Origin of the sequence: Candidatus Dechloromonas phosphoritropha, from assembly GCA_016722705.1 — a bacterium.
In the GTDB taxonomy this organism is placed as follows: Bacteria; Pseudomonadota; Gammaproteobacteria; order Burkholderiales; family Rhodocyclaceae; genus Azonexus; species Azonexus phosphoritrophus.
The window spans coordinates 384,041-401,492 of sequence record JADKGN010000005.1 but is presented as its reverse complement, the minus strand read 5'-3'; the positions used below and the strand labels follow the sequence as shown (position 1 = coordinate 401,492).

The following is a 17,452-nucleotide window of genomic DNA, read 5'->3' as shown; positions in this document are numbered from 1 at the left end:
TCACGGCGCGTTTCATCGTGTCGTTTGCTGACTGAACCATGAATATCGAAACGACATCGCTGATCGCATGGAGCATGGGCACGGCAGCAGTCAGTTACGGACTGCTGACTGTCCATCTCATTACTCTCGGCCAGGGCTGGCGTGGTAACCGGCGCGTCCAGGCAATGATGGCAGCCGTGGTTCTCGCGGCCCTTTGGGCAATCGTCGGCACTCTGTTTGCTCTGACTGGCAAGCGCATTCTTCTTGTATCGAGCGTTCTACTCGATACCCTGCGCTATGGCGCCTGGTATGTCTTCCTGATCCTTCTGCTTTCTCCATCTGAGACACATCGACGCATTGATCGGATCCTTCCCGTCTGGATGATTCCTGCAGGCTGGGCAATGGTGACTGGCAGTATCGGTGTGCATCTGGCGATTTCCATGGGTTTGTTTCAGGCGTTTCAATGGGTGAGGATGGAACTTCTCCTGAGTCTAGGAATGGTCATCATTGTCCTGATCCTTCTGGAACAGGTTTTCCGGAACGTAACCGATGACGCGCGCTGGAATGTCAAGCCTCTGTGCGTGGCCCTGCTCGGGCAGTTCGGCTTCGATCTCTACCTCTATTCGGACGCGCTTTTATTCAACCGGATTGATGCCGACGCTTATGCGATACGCGGATTCGTCCATGCGCTGGTCATCCCGCTACTTCTCGTCGCCACGATCCGTAGCCGTGACTGGCGCGCAAAGATCCAATTTTCTCAGAAGGCCGCGTTCCACACGGCCACGCTTGTGTTTGCGGCTATCTATCTTCTGCTCATGGCTTCCCTCGGTTCTTACGTCCGTTTTTTCGGCGGTGACTGGGGACGTGCTCTGCAGTTCTCGCTGTTGTTCATCTCGCTACTGTTCCTCGGGGTACTGGTTTTCTCGGGCTCAATGCGGGCAAAACTACGTGTTCTTGTGAGCAAGCATTTCTTCAGGTATCGCTACGACTACCGTGAGGAATGGTTGCGCTTTACTCAGACCCTGTCATTACAGGACTCTCACCAAGCCATTGGGCAACAGACCATACGCGGCCTTGCCAACCTGGTCGAGAGCCCGGCAGGCGGCCTGTGGCTCAAGGAACCCGGGCAAAATACCTTCAGGATGACCGGAAGATGGAACATCCCGGCCAATGAAGTCTCCGAAGACGGCGATTCATCTCTCTGCCGCTTCCTCGTCAGCAGGGGCTGGGTCATCAATCTCGAGGAGTATCGGATGGCACGGGGACGCTATGCGGAACTGGAAATGCCCGAGTGGGTATATCGCATTCCAAACGCCTGGCTTGTTGTTCCACTGATTGTCAATCAGGAAATGACCGGCTTCGTGATTCTTGCCAGTGCCCGGACACGCATCAATGTGAATTGGGAAGTGAACGATGTGCTTCGCACCGCTGGCTGCCAGGCAGCAGGTTTTCTGGCGCGGATGCAGGCTACGGAAGCACTCCTCGAAGCCCGGAAATTCGATGCGTTCAACAGAATGTCGGCATTTGTGGTGCATGATCTCAAGAACATCGTTACTCAACTTTCCCTAATGCTGCGCAATGCCGAACGTCACCGGGACAACCCAGAGTTTCAGCAGGACATGCTGATGACGGTGGAGCATTCAGTCGAGCGCATGCGCCAGCTGATGATGCAGCTCCGTGAAGGTGCAACCCCGCCCGGAACGGCATGCGGCGTGCAACTTTCCGATGTCATCAATCGCGTACGGCAGAGTAAAATGAAACAAGGACGCACTGTTGAAATGACGATAAGCGAATACTTGGCAACGCGAGGCCACGCGGAGAGACTGGAGCGTGTCATCGGTCATCTTGTTCAGAATGCGCTGGATGCCACAGATGAAGACGGCAGGGTTTGGGTTTCGCTGAAGCGCCATGGTGACCAGGTGATGGTTGAAGTCGGCGACACGGGGTTAGGAATGACTGAGGAATTCATTCGGGATCGCCTCTTCAAGCCGTTCCAGAGCACAAAACAGGCGGGGATGGGGATCGGCGCCTATGAAAGCGCACAGTACATACGCGAAATAGGTGGCGAATTGCAGGTTGCAAGCCAAGAAAATGGAGGGACGCGGGTAACGATGATTCTTCCCTTGTTCGATGCGGGAACAAAGTCCGACCTGCATGAAACGGAGCGAGCGTGACCGACGAGAAGCCACGTGCCCTGCTGATTGTTGAAGATGACCTGGCGTTGCAGAAGCAACTGCGCTGGTCTTTCGACAAGTTCGACGCGTTGACCGCAAGCGACCGTGAGAGCGCCCTGATCCAGGTTCACCGCCACAATCCGGCGGTCGTGACCATGGACCTCGGACTGCCACCCCACGCGGATTCGGTATCCGAGGGGTTTTTGTTGCTTGAACAGATTCTTGCCACCGCCCCCGATACGAAAGTCATCGTGCTTACCGGCCAGAACGATCAGGTAAACGCATTGCGCGCAATTGCGCTGGGCGCCTACGACTTCTTCGCCAAGCCGTTCGAACCCCAACTCCTGACACTGACGATAGATCGCGCCTTCAGACTGTTCGACCTGCAGCAGGAAAACCGGCGACTTCAGGCCTTGCACCAGCCAGCTGCGCTCGCCGGCCTGCTGACCCGGGACAGAGACATGCTGAGCGCCTGCCGGACAATCGAAAAGGTTGCAAATACCAATGCAACTGTCCTCCTGCTGGGCGAGAGCGGTACCGGCAAGGAGGTTCTCGCGCGTGGGCTGCACGAAGCGTCGCCCCGTAGGGGAGCGCGCTTTGTGGCAATCAACTGCGCTGCGATTCCGGACAATCTTCTTGAAAGCGAATTGTTCGGCTACGAAAAGGGCGCATTCACCGGTGCCTGCAAGACGACCCAAGGCAAGATCGAATCAGCCAGTGGCGGAACGCTGATGCTGGACGAAATCGGCGACCTGCCCCTGGCGTTGCAGGCGAAACTGTTGCGTTTCTTGCAGGAGCGAGTCGTGGAACGACTTGGCGGACGCCAGGAGATTCCTGTCGACGTCCGCATCGTCGGCGCCACGCATCAGGATCTGAAAGCGCTGATCAAGGAAGGGCTTTTTCGCGAAGACCTGTACTATCGGCTGGCCGAGATTGTCGTTACCATTCCCCCGCTGCGTGCCCGAAAGGGTGATCCTGCCCTCCTCGCCCACGTGTTCGTCCGCCGCTTCGCAGCTGAATACCATCGTGCAAACATCAGCCTGTCGGAAGATGCCGTGCGGGCAAGCGAAGCTTATGGCTGGCCTGGAAATGTCCGCGAGCTGGAGAACTGCATCAAGCGCGCGGTTATCATGGCTGAAGGCCAACAAATCACCCGCGCAGATCTCGACTTGGACGTGGCGGCAGATGATGGTGACGGCTACATCGATCTACGCCACGTTCGCGATGCGGCCGAGAGGGGCGCCGTAGTCACTGCGCTCGGTAGAGCGAACGGTAATGTGGGGCGTGCCGCCGAGTTGCTGGGAATCAGCCGCCCGACCCTATATGACATGATGCATCGCCTGGGACTCAAATAGCGAGCAAACATACCGGAAATCGAATGTTGAAAATGCCATCCATTTACCATCGTATCACCCTCGCCGCACTTGTTGTGGCGGCCCTGTTCGCCGGCTGTGGCGCCGAAAATCCCGATACGCTCATGGCGTCAGGAAAAAGCCACCTTGCGAAGAACGACAGCAAAGCTGCCGTCATCCAGTTCAAGAATGCGCTGCAAATGAATCCGAATCTTGGCGAGGCGCGCTTCCTTCTCGGCAAGACGTTGCTCGAGTCTGGGGATCCACAAGGCGCCGAACTCGAATTGAGAAAGGCACTTGGCCTCAAGTATGCCCCCGAGTCGGTAATTCCCCTGCTGGCCCAAGCCCTCCTCACCAATGGCCAAGCAAAAAAGGTCGTCGACGAGTTCTCCCGGACGGAACTGACTGGCGAAGCAAAGGCGTATCTCAATACGACATTGAGTCTTGCCTACCAGGCTCTGGGTAAAGTTGAAGCGTCGAAGGCTGCTCTTGCATCCGCGCTGGCTACCCAGCCGGATTTTGTACCGGCGCTCATTGTCGAAGCCAGGGGCAAGGCAGCGGACAGGGACATTTCTGGCTCGCTGGCAACTGTCGACCGCATACTGGCGAAAGCACCTGCAAATCACGAAGCTTTGGTACTCAAGGGTTCTCTACTCGCCCTCACCGGTGATCAGGACGGCGCTATCCAGTTATACAAGAAGGCACTTCAGAGCCGGCCGGACTTCATTCCCGCGCACTCGGCAATAATCTCCGCCATGATGCAGAAAGGCACAGTTGAGGATGCCGAACGGCAACTCGAAGCTCTGAAGAAGGTTGCCCCCAATCATCCCCAGACGATTTATCTTGAAGCGCAGATGGCATACCAGCGCAAAGAGTACAGGACCGTGCGCGATCTGGCGCTACAACTGCTGAAGACCGCGCCGAACAACCCGACTGCACTGCAACTTGCCGGAGCGGCCGAGTATCAACTTGGTGCGCATTTTCAGGCCGAGTCCTACCTCACCAAGGCTCTGCAACAGGCCCCGAACCTGCGGCTTGCGCGCGGTCTATTGATAACGAATTATCTGCGCGCCGGCCAACCTGCCAAAGCACTCGCTACCCTGCAACCGGTACTGGGCAAGATCAATGAGGATCCGGACTTTCTGGTGCTGGTCGGGGAGGTGTACCTGCAAGCCGGCGATCCAAAGAAAGCCGAAGAGTATCTCAACAGAGCCAGCAAGCTCGATCCGCATGACCTGACGAAGCGAACGGCCGTGGCAGTTGCCCATATGGCTCAAGGGAGAGTCACCGAAGCCGCAAGCGAATTTGAACAGATATCACGTGTCGATGATGGCATCACTGCAGACCAGGCACTCATCGCCTACTATCTGCGTCGCAATGAACTGGACAGTGCTCTGAAGGCCACAGACGCCCTCCAGAAGAAACAACCTGACAATCCTGCGACCTATAGCGTGCAGGGACGTGTTCTGTTGGCCAAGAAGGACAATACGGCTGCGCGCCGGAGCTTCGAGAAGGCAATGGCGCTGAATCCCTCATATATCCCGGCGGTCGCCAGCTTGGCGTCAATGGACATGGCCGAAGGCAATCCCACCCGGGCGCGCAAGCGCTTTGAGGAAGTTCTGGCGGTGGACCCAAAGAATATTCCAGCGTTGCTCTCACTGGCCAAACTGACCACTGCTACGGGCGGCACCGCCGCTGATTCCCTCGTATTGATCAAGAAATCAGTCAGCGTAAATCCCGACGGTGTGGCCTCCAGACTGGCATTGATTGACTTCTATATGGCAAACGACGAACCAAAGAAGGCCGATTCTGCCGCGCAGGAAGCGCTCGCCGCAATACCTGACAAGCCCGAACTGCTGGATACCGCCGGGCGTGCGCAAGCAAGAGCCGGAGAGGTCAACAAGGCCTTGGCCACCTATGGGAAACTGGCCACCTTGCAACCATCCTCACCACTTCCATACCTGCGCATGGCGGAGATCCAACTAACCAACAAGAACACGGTTGAGGCCGTCAAGAACTTGCGCAAAGCGCTGGAGATCAGGCCCAATCTGTTCGAGGCGCAGCGAGAGCTTGTTCGGATACTACTGGGGGAAGGCAAGACCATCGACGCGATTGCCATCGCTCGGGAGGTTGAAGGACAGCGTCCCAATGAGGCCGTTGGTTACATACTCGAAGGGGATATCCACGCCTCTCAAAGGCGCTGGTCAGATGCCGCGGCCGCCTACATGAATGGAATCCGCCAAGCACCTGCTTCTGAGCTGGCCATAAAGCTGCACAGAGCCTTTGTTTCTGCTGGAAAAACTGCCGACGCTGACAAGGCTGCCACCTCCTGGCTGAAGGACCATCCAAAGGATGTCGCATTCCGCCTCTATTTGGGTGATCTTGCGACGGCGCGCAAGGACTACCCGGCTGCCGTGCATTACTATCGTGCGGCAGTCGACCTCCAGCCAGAGAACGCCCTCGCACTTAACAATCTGGCATGGGCTTCCGGGCAGATGAAATCCACGAAGGCCCTGGAGTACGCCGAAAAAGCCAACAGACTTGCTCCCAACCAGCCAGCATTCATGGACACGCAGGCCATGCTGATGGCTGAACAAGGGGACACGACGGGCGCGACCGCATTGCTGCGCAAGGCGCTGGAGATTGCGCCGCAGGCTGCCGCGGTTCGCCTTAATCTGACCAAGGTTCTGATCCGTGCCGGGCGCAAGGATGAAGCTCGTGTGGAACTCGATACTCTCACCCAGCTGGGCAACAAATTCTCCGAACAAGCAGAAGTAAAGCGCTTGCAGGGAACACTCTAGAATTCATTTCAACACAGAACGAGAAAGATCATGAAAACAATAGCCGTTGTCGGACTGGGTTATGTGGGACTTCCCTTGGCAGTGGAATTCGGCAAGAAATTCCGTACCATCGGTGTCGACCTGTCGGCCGAGAAGGTCGCTTGTTACAAACAGCATTTCGACCCAACCGGTGAGGTAAGCACTGAAGACCTCAAGGCTGCTACGCTGCTCGAGATGGGTACCGACCCACATGCGTTGAAAGAAGCTGATTTCGTGATTGTCGCGGTACCTACTCCCGTCGACGACGCACATCAGCCCGATTTCAGTCCGCTGGTCAGTTCCTCGCGCGCCGTCGGCCAAAACCTGAAGCAGGGAGCAATCGTCGTATACGAGTCGACGGTGTATCCAGGAGCCACCGAGGAAGTCTGCATTCCCATCCTTGAGCAATATTCGGGCAAGAAATGGAAAGCCGATTTCTTTGTTGGCTATTCGCCGGAACGCATCAATCCCGGCGACAAGGAACGTACCGTCACCAAGATCGTCAAGGTGGTCTCGGGCGACACCCCCGAGACGCTGGCAACAGTTACCGAGATCTACGGAAGCGTGATCAAGGCTGGTGTCTTCCCCGCTTCCTGCATCAAGGTGGCAGAGGCCGCGAAGGTGATCGAAAATACTCAGCGTGACCTGAACATCGCCCTGATGAACGAACTAGCCATCATCTTCGACAAGATCGGCATCGATACGCTCGAGGTTCTCAAGGCCGCCGGCACGAAGTGGAACTTCCTGCCCTTTCGTCCCGGACTTGTCGGCGGCCACTGCATCGGTGTCGATCCGTACTATCTGACCCACAAGGCCCAGAAGCTCGGCTATCATCCTGAGGTGATCCTGGCCGGTCGCCGCATCAATGACGGCATGGGCAAATTTGTCGCCGAACAAACGATCAAGCAACTGGTGCGAAGAGGCCATCCGGTCAAGGACTGCCCGATCATCGTTCTCGGTCTTACATTCAAGGAAGACTGTCCCGATCTGCGCAACTCACGGGTCATCGACGTCATTCGCGAGTTGGAATCCTACGGCGCCAAAGTCGTTGTTCACGACCCGGTGGCGGACACAAAGGAGGCCTTTCACGAATATGGGATCGATCTGCGTACTTGGGACGATCTGCCCAAGGCAGGGGCCATTGTTGCTGCGGTCAACCACCGCGAATTCAAAGATCGGCCAGTTGGCGATTTCTTGTCTAAACTTGAAAGAGATGGTGTGATAACCGACGTGAAGAGCATGTTCGAAACTTCAGCCCTTGCCGGGTCGGGTGTTGAACTCTGGCGTCTGTAAGGAGAAGGTCCAAGATGAAGCGCGCAAGATTTGATCAATACCTTCCCAGGCCTTGGGTGCTTTGCGCCCTGCTTGCCGTAACCACCTTCAGTAAGTTGGCAATCGCCGACCCCCTCAAGAGTGAGAGGGCGGTCGCCCTCCGCGTCGAGGCACGCAGCTACGAGCATGGGAACACCACAACGCGCGATCCCGCCAAGGCGGTGCAACTCTATTGCGAAGCTTCGCGCCTGGGTGATGTCGAGGCTCAGTACAACCTCGGCTGGATGTACGCCAATGGGCGCGGCGTTCGGCGCGACGATGCGACCGCCGCCTACTTCTTCGCGATGGCTGCCAAGCAAGGGGATGCGCTCTCGCAGCGAATGCTACGCCAGGTCGGCGACCCGGTCAGTAAACCGCCAGAGTGCCTGTTCGATAGCGATGGACGCGATATCGTCGCGCAGGCGGCCCCCGATCGGCGCAAGGTCATGGAAATGGTCCTGAGACTCGCACCGGAATATGGCATTTACCCGCGTCTGGCGATGGCGGTAATTCGCGCCGAATCCAACTTTAATCCCGGTGCTGTGTCACCGAAAAACGCGCAGGGATTGATGCAACTCATTCCGGAAACAGCCGAACGCTTCAATGTCAAGAAGCCTTTTGATCCCGAGCAGAACATCCGCGGCGGACTGGCCTATCTGCGCTGGTTGCTGGCCTACTTCAAGGGGGATATCACACTGGTTGCGGCCGCATACAACGCCGGCGAGGGCGCCGTAAATCGCCATGCCGGCATTCCACCCTATGCCGAAACGCAAGTCTATGTGAAGCGCATCCGCGAAATCTTCAAGCGTGACGAGCACCCCTATGACCCGGCGGTGACCGATCCTTCACCGGACCTGCAAAAAATCGCCTCGCGCAGGCTGATGTGATACGCGCCCGACCCCATCCCCGATTCCTGCTGGCATTCCTTGCCTGCCTGTTGTCGAGTATGGCGTCAGCCGAAATGTCCGACACGATCCAGCAGGTCAAGCCTTCGGTCGTCGTCGTCGGCACCTACAAGAAGACCGACAGTCCGCAGTTTGCCATGCGCGGCACGGGCTTTGTGATCGACGGCGGCAACCTCATCGCGACGAACTGCGGTGGCTCCGGTCCCTTGGACAGTCACCGGGGTGGAATAAGCTAAGGCCGGTGGTTGGGAGATGGTTTTGACGTTCCCGGATTTTAAACGGATAGTGGTAGGCGCTGTGGAGCTTGTGGGCAGCCGCCGACCTGTGGGCAAGCGGTGGGAAACGCGAAGCGTTTTCCATGGCTTGTCCATAGGGAACCGCGGCAACGCGGTTAGGCGGGGATCGGGGCAGCCGACTGTCCACAAATCCACGGTGCAGGGTGCTTTTCGCCTTTCACGCCGTCAGAGCTTGCGCGGCGGCCAGCGCGCCGAAGTAGGCATCGTCCGGTGTTTGCCACGCGAGCGACTGGTGGGGCCGTCGGCGGTTGTACCAGTCGAAGCATTCGGCCAAGCTACGCTTTTGCTCAATGCCGTTTGCCGCCGGGCGCAGATAGACCCACTCGTGTTTCACGGTCCACCACAGGCGTTCGACGAAGATGTTGTCGTAGCAGCGTCCACGTCCGTCCATGCTGATCTGGATTTTGTGGGCCTTGAGCACGCCCGTGAATTCCTCGCTGGTGAATTGACTGCCCTGGTCGGTGTTGAAGATCGTGGGCTGGCCGTATCGGGCAATCGCTTCCTTGAGCGCTTCGACACAGAAGTCCGCCGTCAGCGTGTTGGACAGCCGCCAGGCCAGCACCCGTCTTGTCGCCCAGTCCAGGATGGCGGCGAGGTACAGAAAGCCTCGCTGCATCGGGATGTAGGTGATGTCGGTGGCCCAGACCTGATTAGGCTGGTCAATGCTCATGTCCCGCAGAAGGTAGGGGTAGATCTTGTGCTCGGGATGGGGCCGACTGGTGTCGGGCTTCGGGGTGCGGCGCGCGTCAAGATAGTTGTCGCCTCGGTCATGCAGCCAATGGCGGAATAAGCTTGTCTTCCAGATGCGCGTTGGCGATGCAATCGCGATCTGGATTGAGGGTCACTACACCGACCGGCGTCCAATTTCGTGTCTGACCAGTCCAGCGCGCCGGGTTGAGATCACGCGCTGAGGTATAGACGGCATGTCGGGCCGCGAGAATGGCGAGATCCTCGCCGGCATGGCGCTGGGCTGGGCTGACATAACGAATGCCACTGTGCCGATGCTCGACGTTGTACCAGTGCACGAAGCTGACTGCCCAGGTCCTGGCGTCGTTGAGCTCGGCAAAGCCGTTAGCAGGAAACTCAGGGCGGTATTTGGCCGTCCGAAACAACGATTCCGCGTAAGCATTGTCATCACTGACTCGGGGTCGAGAATACGAGGGCCTGACTCCCAGCCAGTTGAGCATCGCCAGCACCGTCGTGGCCTTGAGCGTCGAGCCGTTGTCGCCGTGCAGAACAGGCTTGGTCGCGAGTGCGGCAATCCCCTCGGCGAGCGCCGTACGGCGCACCAGATGCGCGGCATGGTCGGCGTGATCGCTGCCGTGCACCTCCCAGCCGACAATCTTGCGGCTATACAGGTCGAGGATGAGATAAAGGTGAAACCAGTGCCCCTTAACCTTGCCTGGCAGATAAGTCATGTCCCAGCACCACACCTGGCGCGGCGTGGTGGCAATGTGCGTGGTCGGCACTCGCTGTTGCCTGGGCGCCTTGGCCCGTCCTCGGAGGGTGGTTTGACCGTGCTCACGCAGCACTCGGCTGAAGGTGGATTCGCTGGCCAGGTAAATCCCTTCATCAGCCAGCATCGGCACCATGCGCGCTGGCGGCACGGCCGCAAAGCGTGGCTCGTTGGCCACGGCAAGCACCTGCGTGCGTTCGGCCTCACTGAGCGCGTGCCTGGGCGTCGGGCGCATGGACAAGGGCCGGCGATCTGCGCAGATGCCGCCCTCAATGGCTTTCCAGCGTTGCAAGGTGCGTAACTCGATGCCGGCTACCTCGCAGGCAAGCCTGAGCCGAGCACCGGCGACATGGGCGGTATGGATGTCTTGGGCCAAGGCTTGGCGATCTTCAAGGCCGATCATTCGGCATCGCCTTTGTTGAAGATCGCCGCGACTTTTTTTGAGAGAACTAGCAGGGCAGCGGTTTCAGCGAGTGCCCGGGCCTTGCGTAGCAATTCGCGTTCGAGTTCCTTGATGCGTTTGCGGTCTTGTCGGGTTGCTTGCGGGCTGGCTCTGACTTCTTCCGGTTCGGCCAACGCTGTCGTGGCGCTGGCCCACCATTTGATCAGCTCGTCCGGATAAACGCCGTGCTCTCGACACCACGCGCTTTTGCTGGTTTCGTCCAGCGCCGCAGTGACGATCACCGCCTCCAGGCGCGCCGCCACAGTCCATGCCCGCCCTCGGGCGGGCATGGACTGCGCGTCATCTCGCCAACGCTCAAGGGTTCCTGCGTCGTCGGATTTGCCGTTCTCGACGAACCGACAGGAGATCACCGTCACATGGCCCTTACGCGCCAGTCGCTTGTACGGCATGGTCAAGACCCGGGGCTACCCGGGGCGCCCGGATCACTTCCGGCATCTGATTGCCCGCCACCGACCCCGCGCCAAAGCCGAAGCCTTCCTGCGCCTTCGCACCCTACCCGGCGAGCAGATGCAAATCGATTGGGGTCACTTCGGCCATCTGGAGATCGGTCGTGCCCGGCGGCCGCTGATGGGCTTTGTGGCCGTGCTGTCCTGGTCGCGCCAGATCTTCCTGCGCTTCTATCTCGGCGCTCATATGGAGAACTTCCTGCGCGGCCATGTCGGCGCCGTAACCGCCTGGGGTGGCTGTCCCCGCGTCGCGCTCTATGACAATCTGAAGAGTGCAGTGCTGGAGCGGCAAGGACAGATCATCCGTTTCAACCCGACGCTCTTGGCGCTGGCCGGACATTACCGTTTCGAACTCCGCCCGGTGGCCGTGGCGCGGGGAAACGAGAAAGGGCGTGTGGAACGGGCGATCCGCTATATCCGCGATGCCTTCTTCGCTGGGCGCAGCTTCAAGGACGTTGCCGACCTCAATGCTCAGGCCGATGCCTGGGTGTGCGGGCCGGCGGGCGAGCGGCGCTGTCCGGAGGACAAGTCACTGACGGTGCGCGAAGCGTTCTTCCAGGAGCAAGCTCGGCTGCTGACCCTGCCCGGCGATGCCTTTCCGGCCGACGAGATCAAGGCCGTGTCGGCCGGCAAGACGCCGTATGTGCGCTTCGACCTCAACGACTACTCGATCCCGCACACCTGCGTGGCCCGCACGCTCACCGTGACCGCCAGTCTGGATCACGTCCGCATTCTCGATGGTCAGGCGGTGGTCGCCACGCATCCCCGCAGCTTCGATCGGCGGCAACAAATCGAGAGGCCCGAACACGTCGCGACCTTGGTTGAACACAAACATCAGGCCCGTACGCATCGCGCCACGGATCATCTGGTGCAGGCGGTGCCGGCCAGTCGGGAATTGCTGACCCAGGCCGCCGAACGCGGCGAGTCGCTGGGGCGGACAGTTCGCGCGCTGGCTGATCTGCTCGAACGTTATGGCGTAACTGTTGGCGCGCCGATGATGTCACCACGGTGGCGAAGTTCAAGGAAGACCTGCGCGGCTGGCAACTCACCCGCTGTCTGTTTGTCGGCGATGCCGGCATGGTCTCGCAGGCGAACTTGCAGACCTTGTCCAAGGGCGGCGGCAAGTATTTGCTGGCGATGCCGATGCGCCGTGGTGACGAGGTCACCGAGGAAGTGCTATCGCGTCCGGGACGCTACCGCACCGTTGCTGAGAATCTGCAGGTCAAGGAAGTCATTGTCGGTGATGGGGAGAGACGGCGACGCTATGCGGTCTGCTTCAATCCGCTGGAAGCGAAACGCCATAAGGCGCATCGCGAGGAACTGCTCAACGAACTGGAAGCCGAACTCGCGAGCCTGTCCGATCTGGCGAAAGTGAGCCACACGAAACGGGTCTGTGCCTTGCGTACCAGCGCCCGCTACGGGCGCTTGCTGAAGGAAACGAAAGCGGGCTTGACGATCGATCGCCAGGCGATCACTGAACTGGCGCGCTTCGACGGCAAGTTCGTGGTGCATAGCAACGACGATACGCTGACGGCGGAAGACATGGCGCTGGGCTACAAACAGCAGCAACGGGTGGAGGAGGCCTGGCGGACGATGAAGAGTGGTTTGAAGATGCGTCCGGTGTTCCACTGGGCGCCGCATCGCATTCACGCCCACATTGCCATCACGGTCCTCGCGCTGTTGCTCGAGCGCACTATCGAGCACGCTTGTCAGGATACCTGGCGCAACATCCGGGACGATCTGAAGCGAGTCCAGTTGGCGCTATTGTCCAGCCCCAACGGTCGTGTCTGGCAGGTCACAGAACCTTCGCCGGATGCCGCTAAGCGATTGAAAGCGTTAAAAATAAAACCGCCAAAACCCGTGCTGAACCGGGATTGACTGCCTTCCCCGCCTAGATACACACCCATTCCGGCAACATCGCCGAATGCCTTGCGCCATGCGGCTTTCCGAGAGGCGTGTTACTCGGCGGTGTCAAAGTCAGGCCTTGCTGCGCCAGGATACCCGGCTCCCCAAACGTAGCCTGCGTTCACGCCGCAAATCCGCTGATCGTCTTCCAGATTGCCGGGCTTCATTGCGCGGCCTTTCCCAGCAAGGCTAAATGCGATTGCCCTGTCACGGGAAATACGTCACGAACTTTCAACACCGAGCGCAATTTGGAAATCGCAGCAGCCGGATCACTTATCGAATCCCATCGGGTTGGTCGACTGCCAGCGCCAGGAATCCTCACACATCGTCGCCATGCCCCGACCGGCCGACCAGCCGAGCAGTTCCCGGGCAAGGGAGGCATCGGCATAGCAGGCAGCGATATCACCGGGTCTGCGGTCAACAATGCGAAACGGCACTTTTCTTCCGCTGGCATTCTCGAAAGCTGCAACAACCTCGAGCACGCTATGGCCGCGACCAGTCCCAAGGTTAATCGGCACCGCTGCCATCAGCGTGTCCAGGACGTTGAGGGCGGCAAGGTGACCGCGAGCCAGATCAACCACATGGATATAGTCGCGCACCCCGGTACCATCCGGCGTCGGGTAGTCGCCACCGAATACCGACAACGCCGGGCGCCGGCCGACAGCCACCTGCGCCACAAAGGGCATCAGGTTGTTCGGGATACCCTGCGGATCTTCCCCAATCATTCCGCTCGGATGCGCCCCCACCGGGTTGAAATAGCGCAGCAGCGCCACCCGCCAGCGCGGATCAGCGGCGGCGAGATCGCGTAACATGTCCTCGATCATCAGTTTTGTGCGGCCGTAGGGATTGCTCGCCTGCAGCGGGAAGTCCTCACGGATCGGCACGCTGTGCGGATCGCCGTAGACCGTTGCCGAGGAACTGAAGACCAGACGGAAGACGCCCGCCTCGGCCATCGCCTCGAACAGGGCGAGAGAGCCGGCGACATTGTTGTCGTAATAGCGCAAGGGGCTCTCAACCGACTCGCCAACGGCTTTCAGTCCCGCGAAATGAACGACGCCATGAATCGGATATTCACCAAATATCCGGCGCAGGCCAGCCTTGTCCCGGATATCGCCACCAACAACGAGCGGCCGCTTGCCAACAATCCGCTCAATCGCGTCGAGCACCTTGGGCGAACTGTTGGAAAAGTTGTCGAGTATCAGCAGGTCAAGCTTTGCGGTCAGCATTTCGACCACAGTATGCGAACCGATATACCCGGCACCTCCTGTGACAAGAATCATCTCTGTTCCTGCAATCTGGATTGAATGCCCGACAAGGCAAGTAGATCGAAAGTGGCGTGCCCGGAGGGACTCGAACCCCCGACCTGCTGCTTAGAAGGCAGCTGCTCTATCCAGTTGAGCTACGGGCACCTGAGGGTAAATCAAAGAAGGAATTGGTCGGGGCGGTGGGATTCGAACTCACGACCCTCTGCTCCCAAAGCAGATGCGCTACCAGGCTGCGCTACGCCCCGACACGGGAAAAAGGATTCTAACATCCCCCGTAAACCCGCACCAGATCACAGGCCTATATTCGATTAACAAAGTTTCCTTGCAACGCGCTCCGCTTTCTGATATAAATTCGCGTTTTTCTTCACTGGGATGCACAAGCAACATGGCTGAAGATTTATTACATAAACATTTCCCGCCCTACGAACCAAAGGCTGGGGAGGATTACATGAGCGGGAAGCAGCTTGCGCATTTTCGCAAGATCCTCGAAACGCTCAAGAAGGAGCTGGGCGAGGACATCGACCGCACCGTGCACACCATGCAGGACGAAGCCACGGTATTTGCGGACCCCAATGACCGGGCCAGCCAGGAAACCGATATCGCCATCGAATTGCGCAATCGCGACCGTGAACGCAAGCTGATCAAGAAGATCAACGAGACGCTGGCTCGCATCGAGAGCGCTGACTACGGCTTCTGCGACAAGTGCGGCATCGAGATAGGCATCAAGCGCCTGGAAGCGCGCCCGACGGCCACCCTGTGCATCGACTGCAAGACGCTGGATGAAATGAAGGAAAGGCAGATGGCGAAGTAGGCGCCAGCCTTGCCTGTCGCGGTCGACCGTCCGGAAGCCGCGAAAATGAAAGGGCACCTCGCGGTGCCCTTTCGTGTTGCTGACCAGGCGATGATTACGGCTGCTCCTGCTACACCGCAACAGTCGGCGCGGCGGCTGGCGGGGCTGCCCCCTCTTCGGCTGCGGCGGCCTTCATCGACAGCTTGACGCGGCCACGGTCGTCGGTTTCCAGAACCTTGACACGAACCGTCTGGCCTTCCTTGACGTAGTCCTCGACCTTGTTGACGCGCTCCTGGGCAATCTGGGAGATGTGCAACAGGCCGTCCTTGCCCGGCAGCACGGAAACGATCGCACCGAAATCAAGAATCTTGAGCACAGTGCCTTCGTAGATCTTGCCGATCTCGACTTCGGCGGTGATCGCATCGATCCGCGAACGGGCCGCGGCAGCCGCTTCGCCGCTGGTGGCGGCAATGGTGATCGTGCCATCGTCTTGGATGTCGATCGTCGTGCCGGTTTCCTCAGTCAGCGCACGGATGACGGCGCCGCCCTTGCCGATCACGTCACGGATCTTTTCCGGATTGATCTTGAAGGTGTAGAGACGCGGCGCGTAGGCCGACATTTCTTCGCGCGGGCCAGCAACTGCCTGCTGCATCAGGCCGAGGATGTGCAGACGGGCTTCCTGGGCTTGCGCCAGGGCGACCTGCATGATTTCCTTGGTGATGCCCTGAATCTTGATGTCCATCTGCAGCGCGGTTATGCCTGTGGTCGTACCGGCCACCTTGAAGTCCATATCGCCGAGATGATCCTCGTCGCCGAGGATGTCGGTCAATACCGCAAAACGGTTGCCTTCCTTGATCAGGCCCATGGCGATACCGGCGACGTGCGCCTTGAGCGGCACGCCAGCATCGAGCAACGCCAGACAGCCGCCACAGACCGAAGCCATTGATGAGGAACCGTTGGATTCGGTAATTTCCGAAACCAGGCGCATCGAGTAGGAGAAGTCTTCCGGCTTCGGCAGGACAGCCAGCAGCGCACGCTTGGCCAGACGGCCGTGACCGATCTCGCGACGCTTCGGCGTACCGACGCGCCCGCATTCCCCGGTAGCGTATGGAGGCATGTTGTAGTGCAGCATGAAGCGGTCGCGGTATTCACCCGCCAGCGCGTCAATGATCTGCTCGTCGCGGTTGGTACCGAGCGTGGCGACGGCCAGCGCTTGGGTTTCGCCACGTGTAAACAATGCGGAACCGTGGGCGCGCGGCAGGATGCCGGAACGCATGGTGATCTGCCGCACGGTCCGCGTGTCACGGCCGTCGATCCGCGGCGCACCGGACAAGATACGGCCACGGACGATGCTGGCTTCGAGTTCGTGGAAAAGGTGGGCGACGGCATTTTCGTCCGGCGCTCCATCACCCTGGCACAGGGCAGCCAGCGCTTCGGCGCGGATATCCTTGACGGCGTGGCTGCGCGTCTGCTTGACGATGATGTTGTAGGCTTCCTCGAGCCTGGCGCCGCACACTTCGTTCAGGCGAGCGATCAGAGTCTCGTCTTTCGTCGGCGCCTGCCAGTCCCATTCCGGCTTGCCCGCCTCCTCGACGAGTTCGTTGATCGCATTGATGGCCTTGACCGATTCGTTGTGTCCAAAGACGACGGCGCCGAGCATGATTTCTTCCGACAACTCGCGTGCTTCCGACTCGACCATCAGCACGGCCGATTCGGTACCGGCGACGACGAGGTCGAGCTGGCTCTCCTTGAGCTGGCTCATGGTCGGGCACAGCACGTACTGGCCGTTGATGTAGCCGACGCGCGCGGCACCGACCGGACCGTTGAACGGTATGCCGGAAATCGCCAAGGCAGCCGAGGCGCCAAGCAGGGCCGGAATGTCCGAATCGACTTCCGGGTTCAGCGATACTACCGTGGCAATGACCTGAACTTCATTGTAGAAACCAGCAGGGAACAGCGGACGGATCGGACGGTCGATCAGGCGGCAGGTCAGCGTCTCCTTTTCCGAGGGACGACCCTCGCGCTTGAAGAATCCGCCTGGGATACGGCCGGCGGCGTAGGTCTTTTCCTGATAATCAACAGTCAGCGGAAAGAAATCCTGACCGGGTTTGGCATTCTTGGCGGCGACGACAGTCACCAGGACCACGGTTTCCCCCATCGACACCAGCACGGCACCGCCGGCTTGGCGGGCAACTTCGCCAGTCTCGAGGGTGACCTGATGGTCCCCGTAGGCGAACGTCTTTTTCACGACATTAAACATGATTTCCTTTCACTCTCATCACAATGAACAG

Annotated in this window: 11 protein-coding genes, 2 tRNA genes and 2 pseudogenes; 9 read left to right on the top strand and 6 right to left on the bottom strand. The window is 59.2% G+C overall.

The window, feature by feature from the left end:
* The first annotated feature begins 38 nt into the window (after positions 1-38).
* From prsK to IPP03_21475, 6 genes are all read left to right on the top strand, one after another.
* Positions 39-2,153 carry a PEP-CTERM system histidine kinase PrsK gene (gene prsK, locus IPP03_21500; GenBank protein MBL0355080.1) on the top strand — a complete coding sequence of 705 codons (2,115 nt, stop codon included), beginning with the start codon at positions 39-41 and terminating at the stop codon, positions 2,151-2,153.
* Positions 2,150-3,508, top strand: a complete 1,359-nt coding sequence (gene prsR, locus IPP03_21495) for a PEP-CTERM-box response regulator transcription factor (protein ID MBL0355079.1) — start codon at positions 2,150-2,152, stop codon at positions 3,506-3,508. Before prsK ends, prsR begins: the two co-directional genes overlap by 4 nt.
* A 32-nt stretch (positions 3,509-3,540) precedes the next feature.
* A complete protein-coding gene (gene prsT / locus IPP03_21490; protein MBL0355078.1) occupies positions 3,541-6,306 on the top strand; it encodes a PEP-CTERM system TPR-repeat protein PrsT in 2,766 nt (921 codons plus the stop codon).
* Positions 6,307-6,336: 30 nt separating this feature from the next.
* The gene (locus IPP03_21485; protein MBL0355077.1) at positions 6,337-7,617 is read left to right on the top strand and encodes a nucleotide sugar dehydrogenase; all 1,281 of its coding nucleotides are present in this window, start codon (positions 6,337-6,339) and stop codon (positions 7,615-7,617) included.
* Between the two features lie 14 nt (positions 7,618-7,631).
* The gene (locus tag IPP03_21480) at positions 7,632-8,522 is read left to right on the top strand and encodes a transglycosylase SLT domain-containing protein (GenBank protein MBL0355076.1); all 891 of its coding nucleotides are present in this window, start codon (positions 7,632-7,634) and stop codon (positions 8,520-8,522) included.
* A 74-nt stretch (positions 8,523-8,596) separates the two neighbouring features.
* Positions 8,597-8,776, top strand: coding sequence for a hypothetical protein (locus IPP03_21475; GenBank protein ID MBL0355075.1), 180 nt, complete (start codon positions 8,597-8,599; stop codon positions 8,774-8,776).
* Positions 8,777-8,993: 217 nt separating this feature from the next.
* Here the strand turns inward: IPP03_21475 and IPP03_21470 are convergent, their stop codons facing one another.
* Both IPP03_21470 and IPP03_21465 read right to left on the bottom strand, forming a co-directional pair.
* Positions 8,994-9,671, bottom strand: coding sequence for an IS3 family transposase (locus IPP03_21470; GenBank protein ID MBL0355074.1), 678 nt, complete (start codon positions 9,669-9,671; stop codon positions 8,994-8,996).
* Positions 9,604-11,057 (bottom strand): annotated as a pseudogene (locus tag IPP03_21465) (IS3 family transposase). Before IPP03_21465 ends, IPP03_21470 begins: the two are co-directional and overlap by 68 nt.
* 55 nt (positions 11,058-11,112) lie before the next feature.
* Here IPP03_21465 and IPP03_21460 point away from each other — a divergent pair.
* Positions 11,113-12,177: pseudogene (locus IPP03_21460) on the top strand (IS21 family transposase).
* Positions 12,178-12,209: 32 nt separating this feature from the next.
* Positions 12,210-13,079, top strand: a complete 870-nt coding sequence (locus IPP03_21455; protein MBL0355073.1) for an IS1634 family transposase — start codon at positions 12,210-12,212, stop codon at positions 13,077-13,079.
* A gap of 296 nt (positions 13,080-13,375) precedes the next feature.
* Here the strand turns inward: IPP03_21455 and galE are convergent, their stop codons facing one another.
* The 3 genes from galE to IPP03_21440 form a co-directional block, all read right to left on the bottom strand.
* Positions 13,376-14,386 (bottom strand): UDP-glucose 4-epimerase GalE, encoded by a 1,011-nt coding sequence (galE, locus tag IPP03_21450; protein ID MBL0355072.1) that lies wholly within the window; start codon positions 14,384-14,386, stop codon positions 13,376-13,378.
* Positions 14,387-14,438: 52 nt separating this feature from the next.
* A tRNA-Arg gene (locus tag IPP03_21445) sits at positions 14,439-14,515 on the bottom strand.
* A 24-nt stretch (positions 14,516-14,539) separates the two neighbouring features.
* Positions 14,540-14,616 (bottom strand) — tRNA-Pro (locus IPP03_21440).
* Positions 14,617-14,819: 203 nt separating this feature from the next.
* On the opposite strand from IPP03_21440, the gene dksA reads away from it, so the two are divergent.
* Positions 14,820-15,182, top strand: a complete 363-nt coding sequence (gene dksA, locus IPP03_21435; GenBank protein MBL0355071.1) for an RNA polymerase-binding protein DksA — start codon at positions 14,820-14,822, stop codon at positions 15,180-15,182.
* 109 nt (positions 15,183-15,291) lie between these two features.
* On the opposite strand, the gene pnp is transcribed toward dksA, so the two are convergent.
* A complete protein-coding gene (gene pnp, locus IPP03_21430) occupies positions 15,292-17,421 on the bottom strand; it encodes a polyribonucleotide nucleotidyltransferase (protein ID MBL0355070.1) in 2,130 nt (709 codons plus the stop codon).
* Positions 17,422-17,452 lie beyond the last annotated feature (31 nt).